Origin of the sequence: Agromyces sp. SYSU T00194, assembly GCF_040496035.1 — a bacterium.
GTDB lineage: Bacteria > Actinomycetota > Actinomycetes > Actinomycetales > Microbacteriaceae > Agromyces > Agromyces chitinivorans.
Map to the genome: position 1 here is coordinate 1298522 of NZ_JBEPJZ010000001.1, position 17775 is coordinate 1316296.

Sequence of the window (17775 nt, forward strand, 5' to 3'; positions counted from 1 at the left end):
GGGGCGCACCCGTGGTCGGGTGGGGTCGTGGCGGCGCGGGCTACGCCGGGCGCTTGCCGTGGAAGACGAGCTCGATCATCGTGTGGTCGGGGTCGTGGATGTAGCAGAACTTCGACTGGTTCTCGGGGCGCTCGACCTCGCGCGTGTGGCGGATGCCGAGGCTGTCGAGGTGGCCCATGAAGCCCTCCCAGTCCTCGACCTCGACCGCGAAGTGGTACGGCGCCATGCGGTCCATCTCCTCGACCGGCGTGAAGTGCAGGTCGAAGCGTCCCTTGGTCATGAGGACGACGCGGGTGTTGGACTTCGGCATGACGCGCTTGAGTCCGAACACCTTCGAGTACCACTCGACGGTGCGGTCGACGTTGGTCGTCGGGAAGTTCACGTGGTGGATGTACTTGGGCTCGATGCTGCGGCCCTGGTCGTCGAACTTCGGCTCGGGGAGCGCGAAGCCCTGCTCGACGTGCTTCGGAGCGCTGTCGGTGATGCTCATGCTGCTGGTCCTTCCTGGTCGGTGCCGTCGGGGGCGCCGACGACGGTGTTGGTGAGTGTGCCGATGCCCGTGATCTCGATGTCGATGACATCGCCCACGGACATCTGGGTGTTGCCGTCCGCGCCCATCCACAGCACGTCGCCGGGATGGAGCGTGATGGTCCTCGTCATCTCGACGATGAAGTCGTACGGGTCGAAGATCATGTCGCCGGTCGCGAACGACGCGTCGACCTCGCCGTTGCGGCGCACGGTCGTGGTCGACGCGAGCGGGTCGACCTCGGTCTCGATCCACGGACCCATGGGCTTGAACGTGTCGGAGTTCTTCGCCCGGTAGAACGTGCGGTCGCCGTGCTGCCACTGGCGGGCGCTCACGTCGTTGCCGATCGTCCACCCGAAGACCGCGTCCGCCGCCTGCGCCCGGGTCGCCCGCGTGAGCGTGCGCCCGATCACGGCGACGACCTCGGCCTCGGTCTCGAACCGGCCCTCGATGCCCGCGTGCTTGACGATGTCGTCGCCGTGCGCCGCGAGGGCGCTCTGCGCGCGATAGCCCACCTGCGGGCGGTCGCCGACCTGCACCGGGTCGTACCCGAGCTCGGCGTGGTGGCGGTTGTGCGCCCGGTAGTTGAACCCGGCGGCGTAGAAGGTCGGCGGCACCACGGGCGGCAGCAGGCGAACCGAGGCGAGCGGATGCCGCGCTCCGCGCAGGTGCGTGCGCCACGGGGCATCCGAGATCTCGACGACCTCGTCGCCGACGACCTGCACGAACGTCTCGCGCTCGTCGATCGCGCACCGTGCGTACCGCATGTGTTCGTCGACCCTCCCGCTCAGCGCAGCCTGTGGCTGACGCGCTTGGTCTGGAGGTACGCCTGCACGCCCTCGGGGCCCGACTCGCGGCCGATGCCGCTCTCCTTGAACCCGCCCGACGGCGCCTCGGTGACCGAGCCGCCGCAGTGGTTGATGGAGAGGATGCCGGCCTCGAACCCGCGTGCGAGGATGTCGGCGGTCGACGCCGACTCGGTGAAGCCGTAGGCGGCCAGGCCGAACGGCAGCGAGTTCGCGATGCGGATCGCCTCCTCGACGTCGGTGAAGGTCGTGATCGGCGCGATCGGGCCGAACGGCTCCTCGCGCATGACCTCGGCGTCGAGCGGCACGTTCGTCAGCACCGTGGGCGCGTAGAACTGGCCGCGCTCGCCGAGGCGGGTGCCGCCGAACGCGACGGTCGCGCCGTGCGCGACGGCGTCCTGCACGAGGTGCTCGGTCGACTCGACGCGCTTGGCGTTGATGAGCGAGCCCATCGTGGTCTCGGCCTCGAGCGGGTCGCCGACCACGAGCTCGGAGGCGAGGCGCACCATCTCGGCGATGAACGGCTCGGCGATCGACTCGTGCACGAAGATGCGGCTCGGGGAGGTGCAGACCTGGCCCGCGTTCGCCCACTTCGCGGCGGAGGTGCGGCGGGCGGCCTGCACCGGGTCGGCGTCGGCCGCGATGATCACGGGGGCGTGGCCGCCGAGCTCCATGATCGTCGGCTTCATGAGGGCGCCGGCGCGCGCGTTCAGCTCCTTGCCGACGGGCACCGAGCCGGTGAAGGCGATGAGGCGCGTCTGCGGGGCGTCGATGAGGCGCTCGGCGGTCTCGGCGCCGCGGCCGAAGACGAGGTTGAGCACGCCCTTCGGGAGTCCGGCGTCGTGGAAGACCTCCGCGAGCGCGCAGGCGGTCGCGGGCACCTCCTGCGAGGCCTTGATGACCAGGGCGCAGCCGGCGGCGATCGCGGCCGACATCTTGCGCATGGGCGAGCCGGCGGGGAAGTTCCACGGCACGATCGCGCCGACGACGCCCACCGGCTCGTAGCGCACCGTGAGGTCGGTGTCGATGTCGGCGGGGATGACCCGGCCGTAGATGCGGCGGGTCTCCTGCGCGCACCACTCGAGCGTGCCCGAGACGCGGCGCACCTCGGTGACGGCGGCCTCGAGCGGCTTGCCCTGCTCGATCGCCATGAGCTCGCCGATGCGCTCGGCGCGCTCGCGCAGCAGCGCGACGGCCCGCATGAGGATGCGGCTCTTCTCGAACGGGGAGGTGTCGCGCCAGAGCGGGAAGGCCCGCTCGGCGGCGGCCAGCGCGTCGTCGATGTCGCTCGCCTCGGCGCGCGCCACGTGCCCGACGACCTCGTCGGTCGCGGGGTTCAGCACCTCGAAGCTGCGGCCGGCGGCGCCCTCGCGCCACTCGCCGTCGATGTAGAGGCCCAGTCTGGCGGCCGAGTAGGCCTCGGCGGCGCGGCTGCGGGTGGTGGGCTCGATGAGCGTCATGTCAGTGTCCTCGCGTAGTGGCTGTCTCGGGTGCCGAGGGCTCGTGCACGCCCTCTCGGCCGGGGAAGGTGCCGCGCTCGGCGTCGCGGTTGGTCTCGAGCACCCAGATGTGGTGCGGCGGGGTGGTCTCGTGCACGTTGGGGCCGTAGCTGTCGTCGACCCGGTCCATGTCGGCGGCGTACTCGACGCGGCCGCCGGCGGGGCAGTGCACGAAGCGGAAGACGTTGGACCCGACCGTGTGGCGTCCCAGGCGCCGGGCCTCCCGCCAGCCCTTCTCGATCATGTGGTTGCCGCCCTCGATCACGTCGTCGAAGCCCGAGACCTCGTACGACGTGTGGTTGGTGCCGGCGCGGTCGGGCCGGTGGCAGAGCAGGAAGTTGTGCTGGTCGTCGTCGCCCTCGATCTGCATGAACACGCCCATGGGCTTGACGATGTCGGTGGCGCGGAAGTTCAGGCGGTCGGTGTAGAAGTGCGTCGCTTCCCAGCGACCCTCCTTGGGGATGTTCAGCGCGACGTGGCAGATGCGGATCGGGCGGACGCGGGGGATGGCCGTGTGCGACGCGTTCCAGCGCTCCACGCGGCCGCGGCTGTTGTACTTCCGCACGTCGAAGTCGAGGTGCTCGGGCTCGGTCACCGCGAGGCCCACGCCGTAGCCGGTCTCGTCGACGGTGTGCGCGATGCCGTCGGCGTCGACCGTGACGTCGCGATCGGTGCGCAGGTCGGCCACGAGTGCGTCCAGGGCCTCCTGCGAGTCGACGCCCCAGACGACCTCGCGGATGCCGGGGTTGCCCGGCTCGACCGACGCGGGCAGGTCGGGGTCGTCCATGGGCCGCAGCACCACGGTCTGCCCGACCTGGGTGGTGAGCACCGCCCGCTGGGCGGACTGCTCGCGGAGGGCGAGCCCGAAGTCGATGAAGAAGCGCACGCACTCGTCGATGTCGTCGACGCCGTACGTGACGGACTCGATGCGCTCGATCGCCATGGTGGGCTGCCTTTCAGCGGGTGGGGAGGGGGAGGTCGGCGCCGGCGGTCAGCCGGTCGCGCAGGGCGGTGAGGGTGCGGGTCGCGCGGGCGAGCGCGTCGGGGTCGCCGTCCCACGCCTCGGCGAGCACTCCGGCCCAGCCGGCGCGGAGCGAGGCGAGGGTGTCGTCGGCGGCGCGGGTCGAGAAGATGCGCACGACGCGGCGGTCGTGCTCGTCGGGCACGGACTCGACGAAGCCGCGCTCGCGCAGCTCCTTGAGGGCGGTGCTGACGTTGGCGCGCTGGAGGCCCGTGCGGGTGGCGATCTGCGACGGCGTGCTGCCGGGCGCGCCGTGCACGCAGCTCATGATCTGGCTGAGGTTCTGCGTGAGCGGGGCATCCGAGCCGGCCGCGGCACTGCGCACGCGCATCTCGCGGACGATGTCGTTGGCGACCGCCGCGAGTTCGACGAACGTCGCGTCGACACCGGTGTCGTCCATGGGGCCTCCTCGCCGAGATGGTTATCGATTCATAATCGTATGTCGCGATCGCGACCTCGGCAAGCGGCACGGCGGACGCCGGGCGTCGGCAATGCTTGCGCCGCATGCACTCTCGCCCGACCGACACTGGGACGGACTGCAACGCCCGAAGGAGTGCCGTGCCCGAACCGACCACCCGCCCCGACGTCATCGTGATCCTCGCCGACGACCTCGGGTTCTCCGACCTCGCGTCCTACGGCGGGGAGATCCCCACCCCGCACCTCGACCGGCTCGCGGAGCGGGGCGTGCGGATGACGAGCTTCACCACGACCCCGCGGTGCAGCCCCACGCGCGCGTCGCTGCTCACCGGCCGACACTCGCACGAGGTCGGCATCGGCGTGCTCACGCGCACGGTCGGGTACCGCGGTTCGCTCGACCCCGGCGTGCCCACCCTCGCCACCGTGCTCGCCGATGCCGGCTACCTCACGAGCCTCACCGGCAAGTGGCACCTCTCCGCCGACGTGCGCGAACCGAACGAGACCTGGCCGACCCGACGCGGGTTCGAGGACGTCTTCGCCATCATGGGCGGTGCCACCAGCTACTTCGGCCCGAAGGCGTTCATCCGCGGCGAGGAACCGTTCGACGTGCCGGCCGACGACGCCTTCTACCTCACCGACGCGCTCACCGACCACGCGCTCGAGGTCGTCGACCGCGCCGCGCGCGAGCAGCGGCCCTACTTCCTGTACCTCGCGTACACCGCGCCGCACTGGCCGCTGCAGGCGCCCGAGGCCGACATCGCCGCGCACCGGGGCCGCTACGCCGCGGGGTGGGATGCCGCGCGCGAGGCGCGCGAGCGCCGCCAGGCCGAGCTCGGGTTGTTCCCCGCCCCGTTCCCCGCGTCGCCGCGCGACCCCGAGGAGCCTGCGTGGGACGACGCCGACGACCGCGAGTGGCAGCAGCGCCGCATGGAGGTCTTCGCCGCCCAGGTGACGGCGATGGATCGCGGCATCGGGCGGCTGCTCGACGACCTCGAGGCCCGCGGCGCGCTCGACGACACCCTCGTGCTGTTCCTCTCCGACAACGGGGCGGAGGCCGAGGAGCTGCGGGTGGGGCGGTTCCTCTCCCCGCACGTCACGCCGGCCACCACCCGCGACGGACGCGACGTCTCGATCGGCAACGCCCCGTCGATCGAGCCCGGTCGCGATGACACCTTCACGAGCTACGGGCGCCCGTGGGCGAACCTGTCGAACACGCCGTTCCGGCGGTACAAGAAGTGGGTGCACGAGGGGGGCATCGCGGCGCCGCTGATCGCGTCGTGGCCGGCCGGCGGCATCCCGGAGGGCTCGCTCGTGCACGCGCCGACCCATGTGATCGACCTGCTCCCGACCATCGCCACGGCGACGGGCGCGGATGCCCCCGAGGAGGTCGCGGGCACGGACGTGCTCGACGTGCTGCGCGGCGGCGAGGCATCCGACCGCCCCCTGTTCTGGGAGCACATCGGCAATGCGGCGATCCGCGTCGGCCGCCACAAGCTCGCCCGCGAGTACGGCTCGCCGTGGGAGCTCTACGACCTCGAGGTCGATCGCGCGGAGCTGGACGACCTGGCCGCCCGGAATCCGGAGCTCGTCGCCTCGCTCGCCGCGCAGTGGCAGGAGTGGGCCGACACCCACGGGGTCGTCCCGTTCTCCGAGCTCCAGGACCTCTACGAGGCGCGCGGCCTCCCGCGCTGGCAGGCGCAGAGCTGATCGGATGCCCCCGGGCGCCGCCGCTCTCGTCGGGCCGCACACCCGTGCAGACGCGAGGGCGCCCGTGCCGGATCGACACGGGCGCCCTCGCGTGCGTCAGGCGAGTTGCGTCTCCGCCTCGTGGATCTGGCGGAACGCCTCGCGACGCGCACGCCGCTCGTCGCGGCCCTCGGGCTTCGACGCCGGGCTCGCGCCCAGGAGCTTGCGCGTGTACGGGTGCTGCGGGTTCGTGAACAGCTCCTCGGCCTCGCCGATCTCGACCAGGTGCCCGCGCTGCATGACGGCGATGCGGTCGGAGATGTGGCGCACGATGCCGAGGTCGTGCGCGATGAACAGGTAGCTCACGCCCGTGATCGCCTGGAGGTCGGCGAGCAGGTTGATGATCTGGCCCTGCGTGGAGAGGTCGAGCGCGCTCACCGCCTCGTCGCAGACGACCAGCTTCGGCTCGAGCACCAGCGCCCGGGCGATCGCCACGCGCTGCTGCTGGCCGCCCGAGAGCTCGGCGGGGAACCGGTGCATGTGGTCGGTCGAGAGGCCGACCTGGTCGAACGCCCGCTCGGCTCGCGCGCGGCGCTCGCCGGGGTCGGTCACGCCGTGGGTGCGCAGCGTGTCGTCGACGCACCGGCCCACCACGTGGCGCGGGTTCAGCGACGAGTTCGGGTCCTGGAAGATCGCCTGCACGTCGCGGCGGTACGACAGCGGCGTGCGCCGACCCATCGTCGTCACCTCGGTGCCGGCGAACCGGATGGACCCGGCGGCCGCGTCGTTCAGGCGCAGGATCGCCCGCCCGGTGGTGCTCTTGCCCGAGCCGGACTCGCCGACGAGCCCGAGCGTCTCGCCGGGGCGGATCTCGAAGCTCACGCCGTCGATCGCCCGTGAGACCTTGCGGCGCCACGGCACGGCGCCGGCGGACTCGTACTCGACGGCCAGGTCCTCGACGACGAGCAGGGGCTCGGCGGCGGTGGTCGTCGGCTGCGGGGTGGTCGTGGTCATCGGGGCACCGCCTCGAGGGTCAGCTCGTCGGCCCGGACGCAGCGCACGTCGTCGACGAGGGGGACGGGAGCGGACGTGCACTGCTCGGTCGCGAACGCGCAGCGGTTGGCGAAGTGGCATCCGGTCGGCCACTCGCCCGCGAGCGGCACGCGGCCGGAGATCGTCGGCAGCCGGTCGACCTGCGCGTCCGAGGCGGGGTTCGCCGCCAGGAGCGCCGACGTGTACGGGTGCCGGGGAGCGTGGAAGAGGTCGGTCGTGGTGCCGACCTCGACGATCTCGCCGGCGTACATGATCGCCGCCCGGTCGCAGGTCTCGGCGACCACGCCGAGGTCGTGCGTGATGAGCAGCACGCCCATGCCGTACTCGTCGCGGAGGTCGAGGATGAGGTCGAGCACCTGCGCCTGCGTGGTGACGTCGAGCGCCGACGTCGCCTCGTCGGCGATGAGCAGCTTCGGGTCGGCGGCCAGCGCCATCGCGATCGCGACGCGCTGCGCCATGCCTCCCGAGAACTGGTGCGGGTAGTGGTCCAGCCGCGAGCGCGGCTCGGTCACGCCGACCCGGTCGAGCAGCTCGACCGCGCGCTCGCGCGCCTCGGAGACCGACATGCCCTTGTGCTCGCGCAGCGGCTCGATGAGCTGCTTGCCGACCGTGTGCACGGGCGACAGCGCCGACAGCGGGTCCTGGAAGACGACGCCGATGCCCGCGCCGCGCACGGCGCGCAGCGCCTTCTGCGATCGGAACGCGATCTGGTCGCCGTCGAACATGATCGACCCGGCCGCCAGGCGCGTCCGCGGCGGGAGGAGGCCCATGACGGCCTTCGCGAACATCGACTTGCCCGAGCCCGACTCGCCGAGCAGGCCGACGATCTCGCCGGGCCCGATCGACAGGTTGGCGCCCGAGACCAGCGGCACGACATCGCCCTCGGGGCGCTCGAGCGAGACCGAGAGGCCGCGGACGTCGAGCACCGCGCCCTCGACCGGGTCGGGGAGCGTCTCGGTCGCGCCGGTGGGCGTGCGGAACTCGTCGGCCGAGGCGTCCCACGGGCCACGTGCATCGGGGGCGGCGTCGTCGGCGCTCTGCGCGCCCATCGAGTACGTCTGGCCGGGCAGCGTCGCGGCCGACGCGGTCGGGGCGTTGCTCATGGAGGGGAGTTCGCCCGTGGTCAGCCTCTTCCGCGGCGACTTCCGCACGCCGCCGGTGATGGCGTCGTTCAGCCCGTCGCCGAACAGGTTGAAGGCGAGCACCGTGACGATGATGGCGATGCCGGGCGGGAACGCGAGGAAGGGCTGCTGGGCCTGGTGCTCGACCGCGCCGCTCAGCATGCCGCCCCACGTGGGGGTGTCGCGGTCGAGGCCGACGCCGAGGAAGCTGAGGCCCGACTCGATCATGATCGCCGAGCCGAAGAACACGGCCGCCTGGATGATGATCGGGCCGACGAGGTTCGGGAGCACCTGGCGGAAGATGATCACCCGCTCCTTCATGCCCACCACGTGCGCCGACTCGACGTAGAGCTTGTGGCGCTCGGTCAACGTGACCGCACGGGTCAGTCGCGCGAAGCCCATCGTGAAGATGAGGCCGATCGCGAACATCAGCGTCCAGAGGCTGCGCCCGAGGATCGCGATGACGGCGAGGGCGACCAGGATGCCCGGCAGCGCCTGGGCGACGTCGACGAGACGCGAGCCGAGCCGGTCGGTCCAGCCGCCGCGGTACCCGAGCAGGAGTCCGATCGGCACGCCCAGGAGCGCGGCGATGACGACCGAGCCCAGCGCGACCACGAGCGCCACACGCGTGCCGTAGAGGAGCCGGCTGAACTCGTCCTGCCCGAGGTCGTTCGTGCCGAGCCAGTGTGCGGCCGTCGGCCCCGACAGGAGCGTCGAGTAGTCCGACTGGTTCGGGTCGTACGGTGCGATGAGCGGCGCGAAGATCGCGACCAGCGCGAGGAAGACGATCACGAAGAACGCCGTGACCGTCAGCGGCTGGCGCCGCACCCGGTCGTAGATGCGCTTGGTGCTCGACGGGGACTTCGTCCCCTTCGCCGGCTTCGGCGCGCGCGCGAGGTTGATGCTGTACGTGTCGGTCATTCGGGGCGCGCCTTCGGGTTGAGCAGGCCGTAGCAGATGTCGAGCACGAGGTTCACGAGGATCACGATCACGGCGATCATGAGCACGCCGCCCTGCACGACCGGGAAGTCCTTGCCGATGACGCTGCGGAGCATGAGGTCGCCGATGCCCGGGAACGCGAACACCTGGCCGACGACGAAGCTCGCGCCGATCAGGATGCTCACGGTGAGTCCCGTCGAGGCGAGCACGGGGATGAGCGCGTTCTTCAGGCCGTAGCGGAAGATCACGCGGCGACGCGACATGCCGGTCGCTGTGAGCGTGTCGACCCAGCGGGCCGAGAGCGTCTCGGCCATCGACGTGCGCATCGATCGTGCGATGAGCGCGGCCGAGCCGACGCCGAGCGCGATCGACGGCAGGATGAGGCCCTGCGCCCACTTGAGCGGATCGACCTCGATGGGCGTGTACGCGAGTACCGGCACCCAGCCGAGCTGCACCGAGAACACGAGCAGCAGGATGATGCCGAGCCAGAACTCCGGGATCGCGACCGTGATCGCGGTGACGGTGGTCGTCACCCGGTCGGTGGTCGAGCCGGGGCGGGTGCCGCCGAGCAGGCCGAGCGTGAGGCCGATCAGGACGGCGACGACGAGGCCGCCGAAGACGAGCGACAGTGTCGCCGGCATCCGCTCGAGCAGCATGTCGGTGACCGGTCGGCCGACGGCGTACGAGTTGCCGAGGTCGCCCTGGAACGCGGCGCCGAACCACGTGAACATCCGCGACCAGAACGGCTGGTCGAGGCCGAGTTGCGCCTCGACGGCGGCGATGCGTTCGGGGTTCGCCGATGTGCCGAGGATCGCAGCTGCTGGGCTGCCGGGCACCAGGTAGGTCATCAGGAAGACGACCAGGGCGACCAGGATGAGCTGGGGGACCGCAAGGGCGAGGCGGAAGGAGATGAGCTTGCCCATCAGTCCTCCCACCTCGCCGTGTACTGCATGTGTGTCACTTGAATCCGTGTGTCGAATCAGCCCGCGGGAGTGATCTCACGAAGGTTGAGGTTGTTCGCCTCGAACGGGTAGGCCGGGGCCTCGACGTTCGCGACGGTGTCGGAATTGTAGGCGATGACCTCGAAGCCGCGAGCGTGTGCACAGGTGAGCGCCTCGTCCGCGATGATCTTCGTCACGTCGGCCCACAGCGCGTCGGCCTCCTCGGAGTCGCCGGCGGCGATGGCCGCATCGGCGGCCGACTTCAGCTCGTCGCTCTCCTCGCCCGACGGGTTGCCGCCGGCGTCGGCCGCGAACCACGCCTTGTACCACTCGAACGGCGTCAGCTCGTCGTTGGAGCCCAGTCCGATCGGGTAGGTGCCGCTGTTCCAGCCCTGGAACCACTCGGGCGGCGGAACGGTCGAGACCGAGATGCCGAACCCGTCGAGCTGGCTCGCCTGGTCCATGTAGATGGTCGACTGCGTCGTGGTGAACGGCGCGGCGATCATCTCGCCGTCGATCGTCGGGCTGCCGGCCGAGCTCCAGAGCGCGTTCGCCTCGTCGAGGTCGGTCGGGTACCCGGTGATGTCGGGGTTGTAGCCCTGGGTGCCCTCGAGGAAGTGCTGCGTCGCGGTCTCGCCGCCGTTCACGTCGACCATCTGCTGCACGTCGAACGTGTAGCAGATCGCCTGCCGCACCTCGACGTCCTCGAACAGTCCGCCGGGGCCGCGGTCGAAGAACATCACGTTGTTGCGGATGGCGGGGTACTCGAACGTGTCGACGGTGGTGCCGTCGTAGCGGGGGAGCACCTCATCCTCGGTGTCGGTCACGTCGATCTCGCCGTTGATCACGGCGGCCGCGGCGGCCTCGTCGTCGGGGATCGCGTAGAGCTCGACGTTCGCGAACCCGGGGGCGTCGCCCCAGTAGTCGTCGAACTCGGTGAAGCTCATGACGGTGCCGGTGGTCGAGCCGTCCGCGTCGTACGCCCAGGGCGACGTGCCGACCGGGTCGGTGGCGATGCTGCCGTCCTCGATGGCGGCGGGGCTGCCGATCGGCAGCACGCGCGTCGACAGGGTCGTCGGCATCGAGGGGGTCGGGCCGGAGAAGTTCAGCACGACCGTTGCGTCGTCCGGCGTGTCGACCGAGTCGATGACCGCGAGCTGCGCACCGAACGGGCCGGGGGTGTTCTTGACCGTGTCGATGTTCACCGCCACGGCCTCGGCATCGAACGGCTCGCCGTCGTGGAACACGACGCCCTGACGGAGGTTGAGGGTCAGCGACGTCGAGTCGTCGCTCAGCTCCCAGCTCTCCGCGAGGCCCGGGGCGAGCTCGCCCGCGTCGTCCCGGGTGATGAGGTTCTCGTAGACGATCCGCATCGGGCCGCCCTCGAACTCGTACCCGGGGGTCCAGGTCTCGGGGAACGCGCCGAAGTTCAGGCGCAGGGTTCCGGATGCCTCTGCTGCGGTCTCTTCCGGGGTCTCATCGGTCGACGTGCAACCGGTGAGGAGGAGCGCGGCGATTCCCAGCGGGATCGTCGCCCTCAGTGCGATGGACTTCATGATGCTCTGACGCCTCCTTGCGTAGTGACCCGTGGACACGGGCCGAGCGTGGTCATGCGATGGCCCCCCGCGGTTCGTCGGGGTTCACCGGTGGTGCTGTGCCCACACGCTACATATCGGGAACGGAGCCAGATATGCCCAGAGGCGCAAGCTAATGGTGCATGCTCGTGCGGCTGGTCCATCCTCGCATCGGACGGGCGCGGGACCGGCCGGGGGTCGGGCGGTTACGCTGTTCACCGGTGCCGGCGCCGTTCACGTCGGCGTGGAGGAGGCAGCACATGGACCGCCTGGTCGTCATGCGGACGTTCGTCACAGTCGCCCGGTCGTCGAGCTTCAGCGGCGCTGCGCGCGAACTGGGCATCTCCGGCTCGCTCGTGTCGCGCCACGTCGCAGACCTCGAGCGACAGGTCGGCGTGCGCCTCGTGAACCGCACCGCCCGTTCGGTCAGCCTCACGGAGGCCGGGCAGCAGTACGCCGAGTTCGCGGAGCGCATCCTCGACGAGATCGACTCGGAGGACCACAAGCTCTCCCACTCGCAGGACGCCCCCGAGGGGCCGATCTCCGTGATCTGCCCGAAGTGGATCGGCACGCTCGACCTCGGCACCGCGATCGCGGCCTTCGTGCGGGAGCATCCGAAGATCAGCGTGCGGTTCGAGCTCGGCGGCATGTCCGATCGCAACTACGACTTCCTCGACCGCGGCTACGACGTGGCGTTCCACACGCGCGACCTGCGCGACTCGAACGTGCTCATCCGGCGCGTCTCCGAGCTGCCGTTCCTGCTCGTCGCGTCGGAGGACTACGTGCGGCGCAAGGGCCGGCCGACGACGGTGGCCGAGCTCGCGGACCTCGACTGCATCCTGCACCCGAACGACCCGGTGTGGCGCCTCGGGTCCGGGTCCGAGACCATCCACCACAAGGTGCAGCACCCGGCCGTCGTCGCGAACTCCTACCTCGTCATCGAGAAGCTCGTCGAGGCGGGCTGCGGCATCGCGCTCATCCCGCGGCGGCCCGCGGTGCAGCGGCTCGAGGAGGGCTCGCTCGTGGAGCTGCTGCCGGAGCACGCACCGCCGGCGCGGTCGCTCTACGCCGTGCACGGCCCGGGCGGTCGCACGCCCGAGCGGGTGAAGGTGTTCCTGGACTTCATGACCGACTGGTTCCGCCGGCAGCCCGCCGCCTGACGGTCCGGCGCACGGCACGCGCCGGACCGCCGGCGGACGTCACGCGTCGGCGGGTGCGACCTTCGCGTAGCCGCGCACGTCGGGGAACGGCGGCGTGCGGTCGGCCTGCAGGTCGACCTGGAACGTGTTCAGGCACATCGACAGCATGGTGAAGTTGCCGAGCAGGCCGATGGCGTCGACGAGCTGCTGGTCGGTGAACAGCTCCTTCAGGCGGGCGAACGTCTCGTCGGAGACGAAGTGCGTCGTGAGCAGCTCGACCGCGAAGTCGTGGAAGGCCGACAGTTCGGCGTCGTCGCCGAAGTCGGGCTCGCCCCAGGTCGCGAGGGCCTCGATGGCACCCGCAGGCACGCCCGTCTCGACGGCCTTGTCGACGTGCGCGTTCCAGGAGAACTGCGCATCGAAGTAGCGGGCCGCGACGAGCAGGCTGTACTCGCGGATGCGCTCGGGCATGCTGCAGTCGAAGCGCACGAACGCGCCGAGCGACTCGGTGCGGTCGCAGAGCTCCGGGCTGTGCAGCCAGACCTTGAACGGCCCGCCGATCTTGCCCCGCTTGGCGATGATGCGATCGGCGAGCTCGCGCTGCCGGTCGGTCATGTCGTCGTAGGGCGTGACGTCGAGTCGCATGGGTCCTCCTGGGGTGCGGGCGCGCGTCGGCGCGCGTGATGACGGGGCCGAGCGTAGGCGGCCGCGCGTGGCGCCGGGAGGGCCGCACGGGCAACCTCAGCGTGCATCGCGCGAACCGTGCGCGCCCGTAGCGTGAGGTGGTGCCCGACCTGATCTCCGCACTCACCGCCGAGCTGCGATCCGACTCGTCCGCGGTGGCGACGCCGGAGCCGCGTCTGTCGTGGACCGTCGCGGCCGCGCCGCCCGGATGGCTCCAGGCATGGGCCGAGCTGCGTCGCGGCGACCAGGTGCACCGCGTCGAGGGCCGTGACAGCGTGCTCGTCGCCTGGCCGTTCGCGGCGCTCGCGCCCGGCGAGCACGCCGAGGTCTCGGTACGTGCCGCGTCGACCGCGGGCGCCGTCACCGCGTGGAGCGCACCGCTCGATGTCTGGGCGGCCTTCACCGAGACGTGGACCGCGGCGCCGATCGCGCTGGCCGACCCCGTCGAGCCGGGCGAGCCGTCACTGCTGCGCCGCACGTTCGAGGTCGACGGTGAACTCGAGCGGGCGACCCTGTACTGGACCGCACTCGGCGTGGTCGACGTCGTGCTGAACGGCGCGGAGGTCGGCGACGCGGTGCTGACGCCCGGATGGACGAGCTATCGCGACCGCGTGGTGCACGAGACGACGGATGTCACGGGGGAGGTGCGCGCCGGTGCCAACGTGCTCGGTGCGATGCTCGGCGGCGGCTGGTACACCGAGGAGTACCACGTGCTGACCACGCCGAAGCGGTTCCACGGCGACCAGCCGCGCTTCGCCGCGCAGCTCGAGCTCGAGTACCGCGACGGGCGCCGCGAGGTGATCGCGACCGACGGGGACTGGCGTGCGAGCCGCGGACCGGTCCTGTCGAGCAGCCTGTACGACGGCGAGCACGTCGATGCACGGCGCCTGCCCGCAGGGTGGGACCGTCCCGGCTTCGACGACTCCGCGTGGCCCGCTGCCGTGGTGACCGACGACCCGCTCGACGGGGTCGAGGCGCGCATGGCGCCGCCGGTGCGTCGCATCGAGACCCGCGTGCCGGTCGCGGTCACGCGCACGCCGAGCGGTCGCATCCTGCTCGACTTCGGCCAGAACCTCGTCGGCCGCCTGCGCCTCCGAGTGACCGGCCCCGAGGGCACGACCATCACCGCACGCCACGCCGAGGTGCTCGACGAGGGCGAACTCGCGCTGCGCCCGTTGCGTCGCGCGAAGGCGACCGACTCGTTCACCCTCGCGGGCACCGGCGAGGAGGTGTTCGAGCCGCGCTTCACCTTCCACGGCTTCCGCTACGCCGACCTCGACGGCTGGCCGGGCGAGTTCGACGCGTCGGCGGTCGAGGCGGTGGTGCTCGGCAGCGACCTGCCGCGCACGGGGTGGTTCGAGAGCTCGGATGCGGTGCTCGACCGCTTCCACGAGAACGTCGTCTGGACGGTGCGCGGCAACTACCTCGCCGTGCCGCAGGACTGCCCGCAGCGCGACGAGCGACTCGGCTGGACCGGCGACACGCAGCTCTTCGCCCCGACCGCCACGTTCCTGGTCGACTGCCACGCGTTCCTGCGCTCCTGGCTGCGCGACCTGGCGATCGAGCAGCGTCGCCTCGGCGGGCTCGTGCCGCTGTTCGCGCCCGACGTCGTGCCCGGCTTCACCGACCGCGGGCCCGTCGCGGCCTGGGGCGACGCGATCACGATCGTGCCGCGCGTGCTCGCCGACAGCTCGGGCGACCCGACGATCCTCGAGGAGTTCTACCCGGGGATGCGCGCCTGGCTCGAGCTCGTGCTCGACCGGCGCGACGAGGAGGGGCTCTGGACCAGCGGTCGCCAGCTCGCCGATTGGCTCGACCCGAACGCGCCGCCGAACGCGCCTGCGCGCGGCCGCACCGACACCGACATCGTCGCGACCGCGTACCTGGCCCGCACCGCGCAGCTCACCGCCGAGATCGCGGCGACGCTCGGCGAGATGGAGGACGCGACGCGGTACGCCGACGCGGCCGCTGCCGCGCGTCGGGCCTTCGTCGCGGCGTTCGTCGCACCGTCCGGTCGCATGATGTGCGACACGCAGACCGCGTACGCGCTCGCGATCGCCTTCGACCTGGTCGAGGACCCCGCGCTCCGCACGCGCGTCGGCGACCGGCTCGCGTTCGTGGTTCGCCGGGACGGCTACCGCATCGCCACGGGGCTGGTCGGCACCGCGGTCATCGCGCAGGCCCTCACTGCGGCCGGGCACGTCGACGCCGCCGAGCGGCTGCTCTTCCAGACCGAGACGCCGTCGTGGCTGTACCCGGTGACGGTGGGCGCGACCACCGTCTGGGAGCGGTGGGACGGGCTCCGCCATGACGGCTCGCTGAACCCCGGCGCCATGGTCAGTTTCAACCACGTCGCCCTCGGCTCCGTCGCCGAGTGGCTGCACACCACGGTGGCCGGGCTCGCGCCCGACGAGCCCGGCTACCGTCGGCTGCGCATCGCGCCGCAGCCGCTCGGCCGGCTGACCCGCGCGCACGCGCGCCACCTCACCCCGTACGGCCCGGCCGCCTCGGGATGGGAGCGGGACGGCGATCGCCTGCGCGTGTTCGCCGAGGTGCCCGCGAACACGACCGCCCGCGTCGAACTGCCCGACGGCACCCGGCACGAGGTCGCCGCGGGCAGCCACGAGTGGTGGTGCGAAGCGGATGCCCCGCCGCAGTCGCCGCCCGTCGACCTCGACGCCTCGCTCGCCGACCTGGCCGACGCCCCCGGTGCGTTCCGTGCGTTCCACGCAGCGCTGGCCGAGCGACCGAACCGGTTCCTCGCCACGGCGGTGCGGGCCAACGCCCTGTACACGCCGGGCCGAAGCATCCGCGATGCCCTCGTCTTCGCCGACGAGGCGACCCTCACCGCAGTGTCCGATGCGCTGCGGGACGCCCAGCCAGACCTTGGAGGTACCACATGACCACGATCCGCATCTTCTCCGAGATCGAGGTGCTCGACCGCGGCGGCGCCGTCAGGACGTGGCCCCTGATCACGAAGGACACCGCGGGCGGCGACAACGACGTGACCACCGGCATCAGCGTCTACCCCGTCGGGGCCGGGGCGCCGCTGCACTCGCACAACTGCGGCGAGCAGGTGCTCATCCTCGACGGGGAGGGCTTCGTGGAGGTGCACGACCCCGACCAGGGGCTGATCCGCCGCGACCTCGTGAAGGACGACACTGCGTACGTGCCGGCCGACGTCTTCCACCGCTACCAGAACACCGGTGACGTGCCGATGCGCATCCTGTGGATCTACCCGGGCGCCTACGTCACGCGCACCTTCGCCGACACCGGCAAGACCGTCGAGCACCTCACCGCGGAGGACCAGATGGGCGGTCGCTGACCCGCGACCCCCGGCACGCCAGTCGCCCCCCGAAGCCTCGACGGGCTGCGGGGGGCGACTGTCAGGGGGAGTGCGCAGGCGGGCGCGCACGAGGCCGTGCACTCAGGGGGTGAGCACGACCTTGCCGCCCGGGTGGCCGGATGCGACGAGCCGCAGCGCGTCCTTGGCCTCGACGAGCGGGTACGTGGCCGCGATCGGGAGCTCGAGCGCTCCCTCGGCGGCGAGCCCGAGGATCGTGGCTCGGAGAGGGCCGCGTCGGGCGATGGAGTCGGGGCGCATGCCTGCGGAGATGTGCACGCCCGCCTCCTGTGCGGGCTTCCCGGGCGCGAGCGTCGCGATCCGCTCCGGGCTGTGCACCAGGGCGAGCGACACCTCGAGTGCCTCGGCCGTGCCCGCCGCGTCGATCGCGGCATCGACGCCTCCGGGCGCGAGCGCGCGCACGCGGTCGGCCAGCCCGTCGCCGTAGACGACGTGCTCGGCGCCGACGCCGGACACCTTCTCGGCATTCGCCGCGGAGGCCGTGCCGATCACGCGGACCCCAGCGCGCCGGGCGAGCTGCACGACGAGCACGCCCACCGAGCCCGACGCGCCGTGCACCAGCAGGGTCTCGCCGCTGGTCGCTCCCGAGAGCGCGAGCAGCTCGGCGGCGACGACGCCGACGTGGAGCAGGCCCGCGGCGGTCGTGTCGTCGACCGAGTCCGGCACGACGAACACGTCCTTCGCGGCGACCGTGACCTCGTCGGCGAACCCTCCGGCGATCTTGAACGCGACCACGCGGTCGCCGACCGACACCGGGCCGGTCGCGATCTCCGTGTCCCGCCCGACCGCGGCAACCACTCCGGCGACCTCTTGGCCGACCGGGAGCGGCAGCTTCGACGGGTCGGCGTTCCAGCCGCCCGAGAGCGACTTCGCGTCCGACGGGTTCACGCCGGCGGCGGTGACGCGGATCGCCACCTGGCCCGTCGCGGGCGCCGAGTCCTCGACCTCCACGTACTCGAGCGCGTCGATGCCCCCGTACTCGGGCAGCTGCCAGCGGTGCGCCAT

15 protein-coding genes are annotated in these 17775 nt (G+C 71.8%); 4 read left to right on the forward strand and 11 right to left on the reverse strand.

Going from position 1 to position 17775, the window contains the following annotated elements:
- Nucleotides 1-40: 40 nt before the first annotated feature.
- The 5 genes from ABZK10_RS06070 to ABZK10_RS06090 are packed head-to-tail and all read right to left on the reverse strand — an operon-like array spanning nt 41 to nt 4252.
- Complete coding sequence (locus tag ABZK10_RS06070; protein ID WP_353808282.1) at nt 41-490, reverse strand: VOC family protein; 450 nt, start codon at nt 488-490, stop codon at nt 41-43.
- On the reverse strand, nt 487-1293 hold the full coding sequence (locus ABZK10_RS06075) for a fumarylacetoacetate hydrolase family protein (protein WP_353808283.1): 807 nt from the start codon (nt 1291-1293) through the stop codon (nt 487-489). The genes ABZK10_RS06070 and ABZK10_RS06075 overlap by 4 nt, the downstream gene beginning before the upstream one ends.
- Nucleotides 1294-1313: 20 nt before the next feature.
- Nucleotides 1314-2792: an NAD-dependent succinate-semialdehyde dehydrogenase gene (locus tag ABZK10_RS06080; RefSeq protein ID WP_353808284.1), complete on the reverse strand. Its 1479-nt coding sequence runs from the start codon at nt 2790-2792 to the stop codon at nt 1314-1316.
- A 1-nt stretch (nt 2793) separates the two neighbouring features.
- A complete protein-coding gene (locus ABZK10_RS06085) occupies nt 2794-3774 on the reverse strand; it encodes a VOC family protein (RefSeq protein WP_353808285.1) in 981 nt (326 codons plus the stop codon).
- Nucleotides 3775-3787: 13 nt separating this feature from the next.
- Nucleotides 3788-4252, reverse strand: coding sequence for a MarR family winged helix-turn-helix transcriptional regulator (locus ABZK10_RS06090; RefSeq protein ID WP_353808287.1), 465 nt, complete (start codon nt 4250-4252; stop codon nt 3788-3790).
- A 158-nt stretch (nt 4253-4410) separates the two neighbouring features.
- On the opposite strand from ABZK10_RS06090, the gene ABZK10_RS06095 reads away from it, so the two are divergent.
- Nucleotides 4411-5976 carry an arylsulfatase gene (locus ABZK10_RS06095; RefSeq protein ID WP_353808288.1) on the forward strand — a complete coding sequence of 522 codons (1566 nt, stop codon included), beginning with the start codon at nt 4411-4413 and terminating at the stop codon, nt 5974-5976.
- Nucleotides 5977-6072: 96 nt separating this feature from the next.
- Here the strand turns inward: ABZK10_RS06095 and ABZK10_RS06100 are convergent, their stop codons facing one another.
- Genes ABZK10_RS06100 through ABZK10_RS06115 form a run of 4 tightly spaced genes read right to left on the reverse strand, consistent with a single transcriptional unit; the run spans nt 6073 to nt 11565 of the window.
- Nucleotides 6073-6969 carry an ATP-binding cassette domain-containing protein gene (locus ABZK10_RS06100; RefSeq protein WP_353808289.1) on the reverse strand — a complete coding sequence of 299 codons (897 nt, stop codon included), beginning with the start codon at nt 6967-6969 and terminating at the stop codon, nt 6073-6075.
- Complete coding sequence (locus tag ABZK10_RS06105) at nt 6966-9050, reverse strand: dipeptide/oligopeptide/nickel ABC transporter permease/ATP-binding protein (RefSeq protein ID WP_353808290.1); 2085 nt, start codon at nt 9048-9050, stop codon at nt 6966-6968. Before ABZK10_RS06105 ends, ABZK10_RS06100 begins: the two co-directional genes overlap by 4 nt.
- Nucleotides 9047-9991: an ABC transporter permease gene (locus tag ABZK10_RS06110; RefSeq protein WP_353808291.1), complete on the reverse strand. Its 945-nt coding sequence runs from the start codon at nt 9989-9991 to the stop codon at nt 9047-9049. Before ABZK10_RS06110 ends, ABZK10_RS06105 begins: the two co-directional genes overlap by 4 nt.
- 56 nt (nt 9992-10047) lie before the next feature.
- Complete coding sequence (locus tag ABZK10_RS06115; protein WP_353808292.1) at nt 10048-11565, reverse strand: ABC transporter substrate-binding protein; 1518 nt, start codon at nt 11563-11565, stop codon at nt 10048-10050.
- Nucleotides 11566-11843: 278 nt separating this feature from the next.
- Here ABZK10_RS06115 and ABZK10_RS06120 point away from each other — a divergent pair, with 278 nt between their 5' ends.
- On the forward strand, nt 11844-12743 hold the full coding sequence (locus ABZK10_RS06120; RefSeq protein WP_353808293.1) for a LysR family transcriptional regulator: 900 nt from the start codon (nt 11844-11846) through the stop codon (nt 12741-12743).
- 39 nt (nt 12744-12782) lie between these two features.
- Here ABZK10_RS06120 and ABZK10_RS06125 read toward each other — a convergent pair whose 3' ends face one another.
- Nucleotides 12783-13367, reverse strand: coding sequence for a carboxymuconolactone decarboxylase family protein (locus ABZK10_RS06125; RefSeq protein ID WP_353808294.1), 585 nt, complete (start codon nt 13365-13367; stop codon nt 12783-12785).
- 140 nt (nt 13368-13507) lie between these two features.
- On the opposite strand from ABZK10_RS06125, the gene ABZK10_RS06130 reads away from it, so the two are divergent.
- Nucleotides 13508-16309: a family 78 glycoside hydrolase catalytic domain gene (locus tag ABZK10_RS06130; protein ID WP_353808295.1), complete on the forward strand. Its 2802-nt coding sequence runs from the start codon at nt 13508-13510 to the stop codon at nt 16307-16309.
- Nucleotides 16306-16731, forward strand: a complete 426-nt coding sequence (locus ABZK10_RS06135; RefSeq protein ID WP_353808296.1) for a cupin domain-containing protein — start codon at nt 16306-16308, stop codon at nt 16729-16731. The genes ABZK10_RS06130 and ABZK10_RS06135 overlap by 4 nt, the downstream gene beginning before the upstream one ends.
- A gap of 102 nt (nt 16732-16833) precedes the next feature.
- Here ABZK10_RS06135 and ABZK10_RS06140 read toward each other — a convergent pair whose 3' ends face one another.
- A complete protein-coding gene (locus ABZK10_RS06140; RefSeq protein WP_353808297.1) occupies nt 16834-17775 on the reverse strand; it encodes an NADP-dependent oxidoreductase in 942 nt (313 codons plus the stop codon).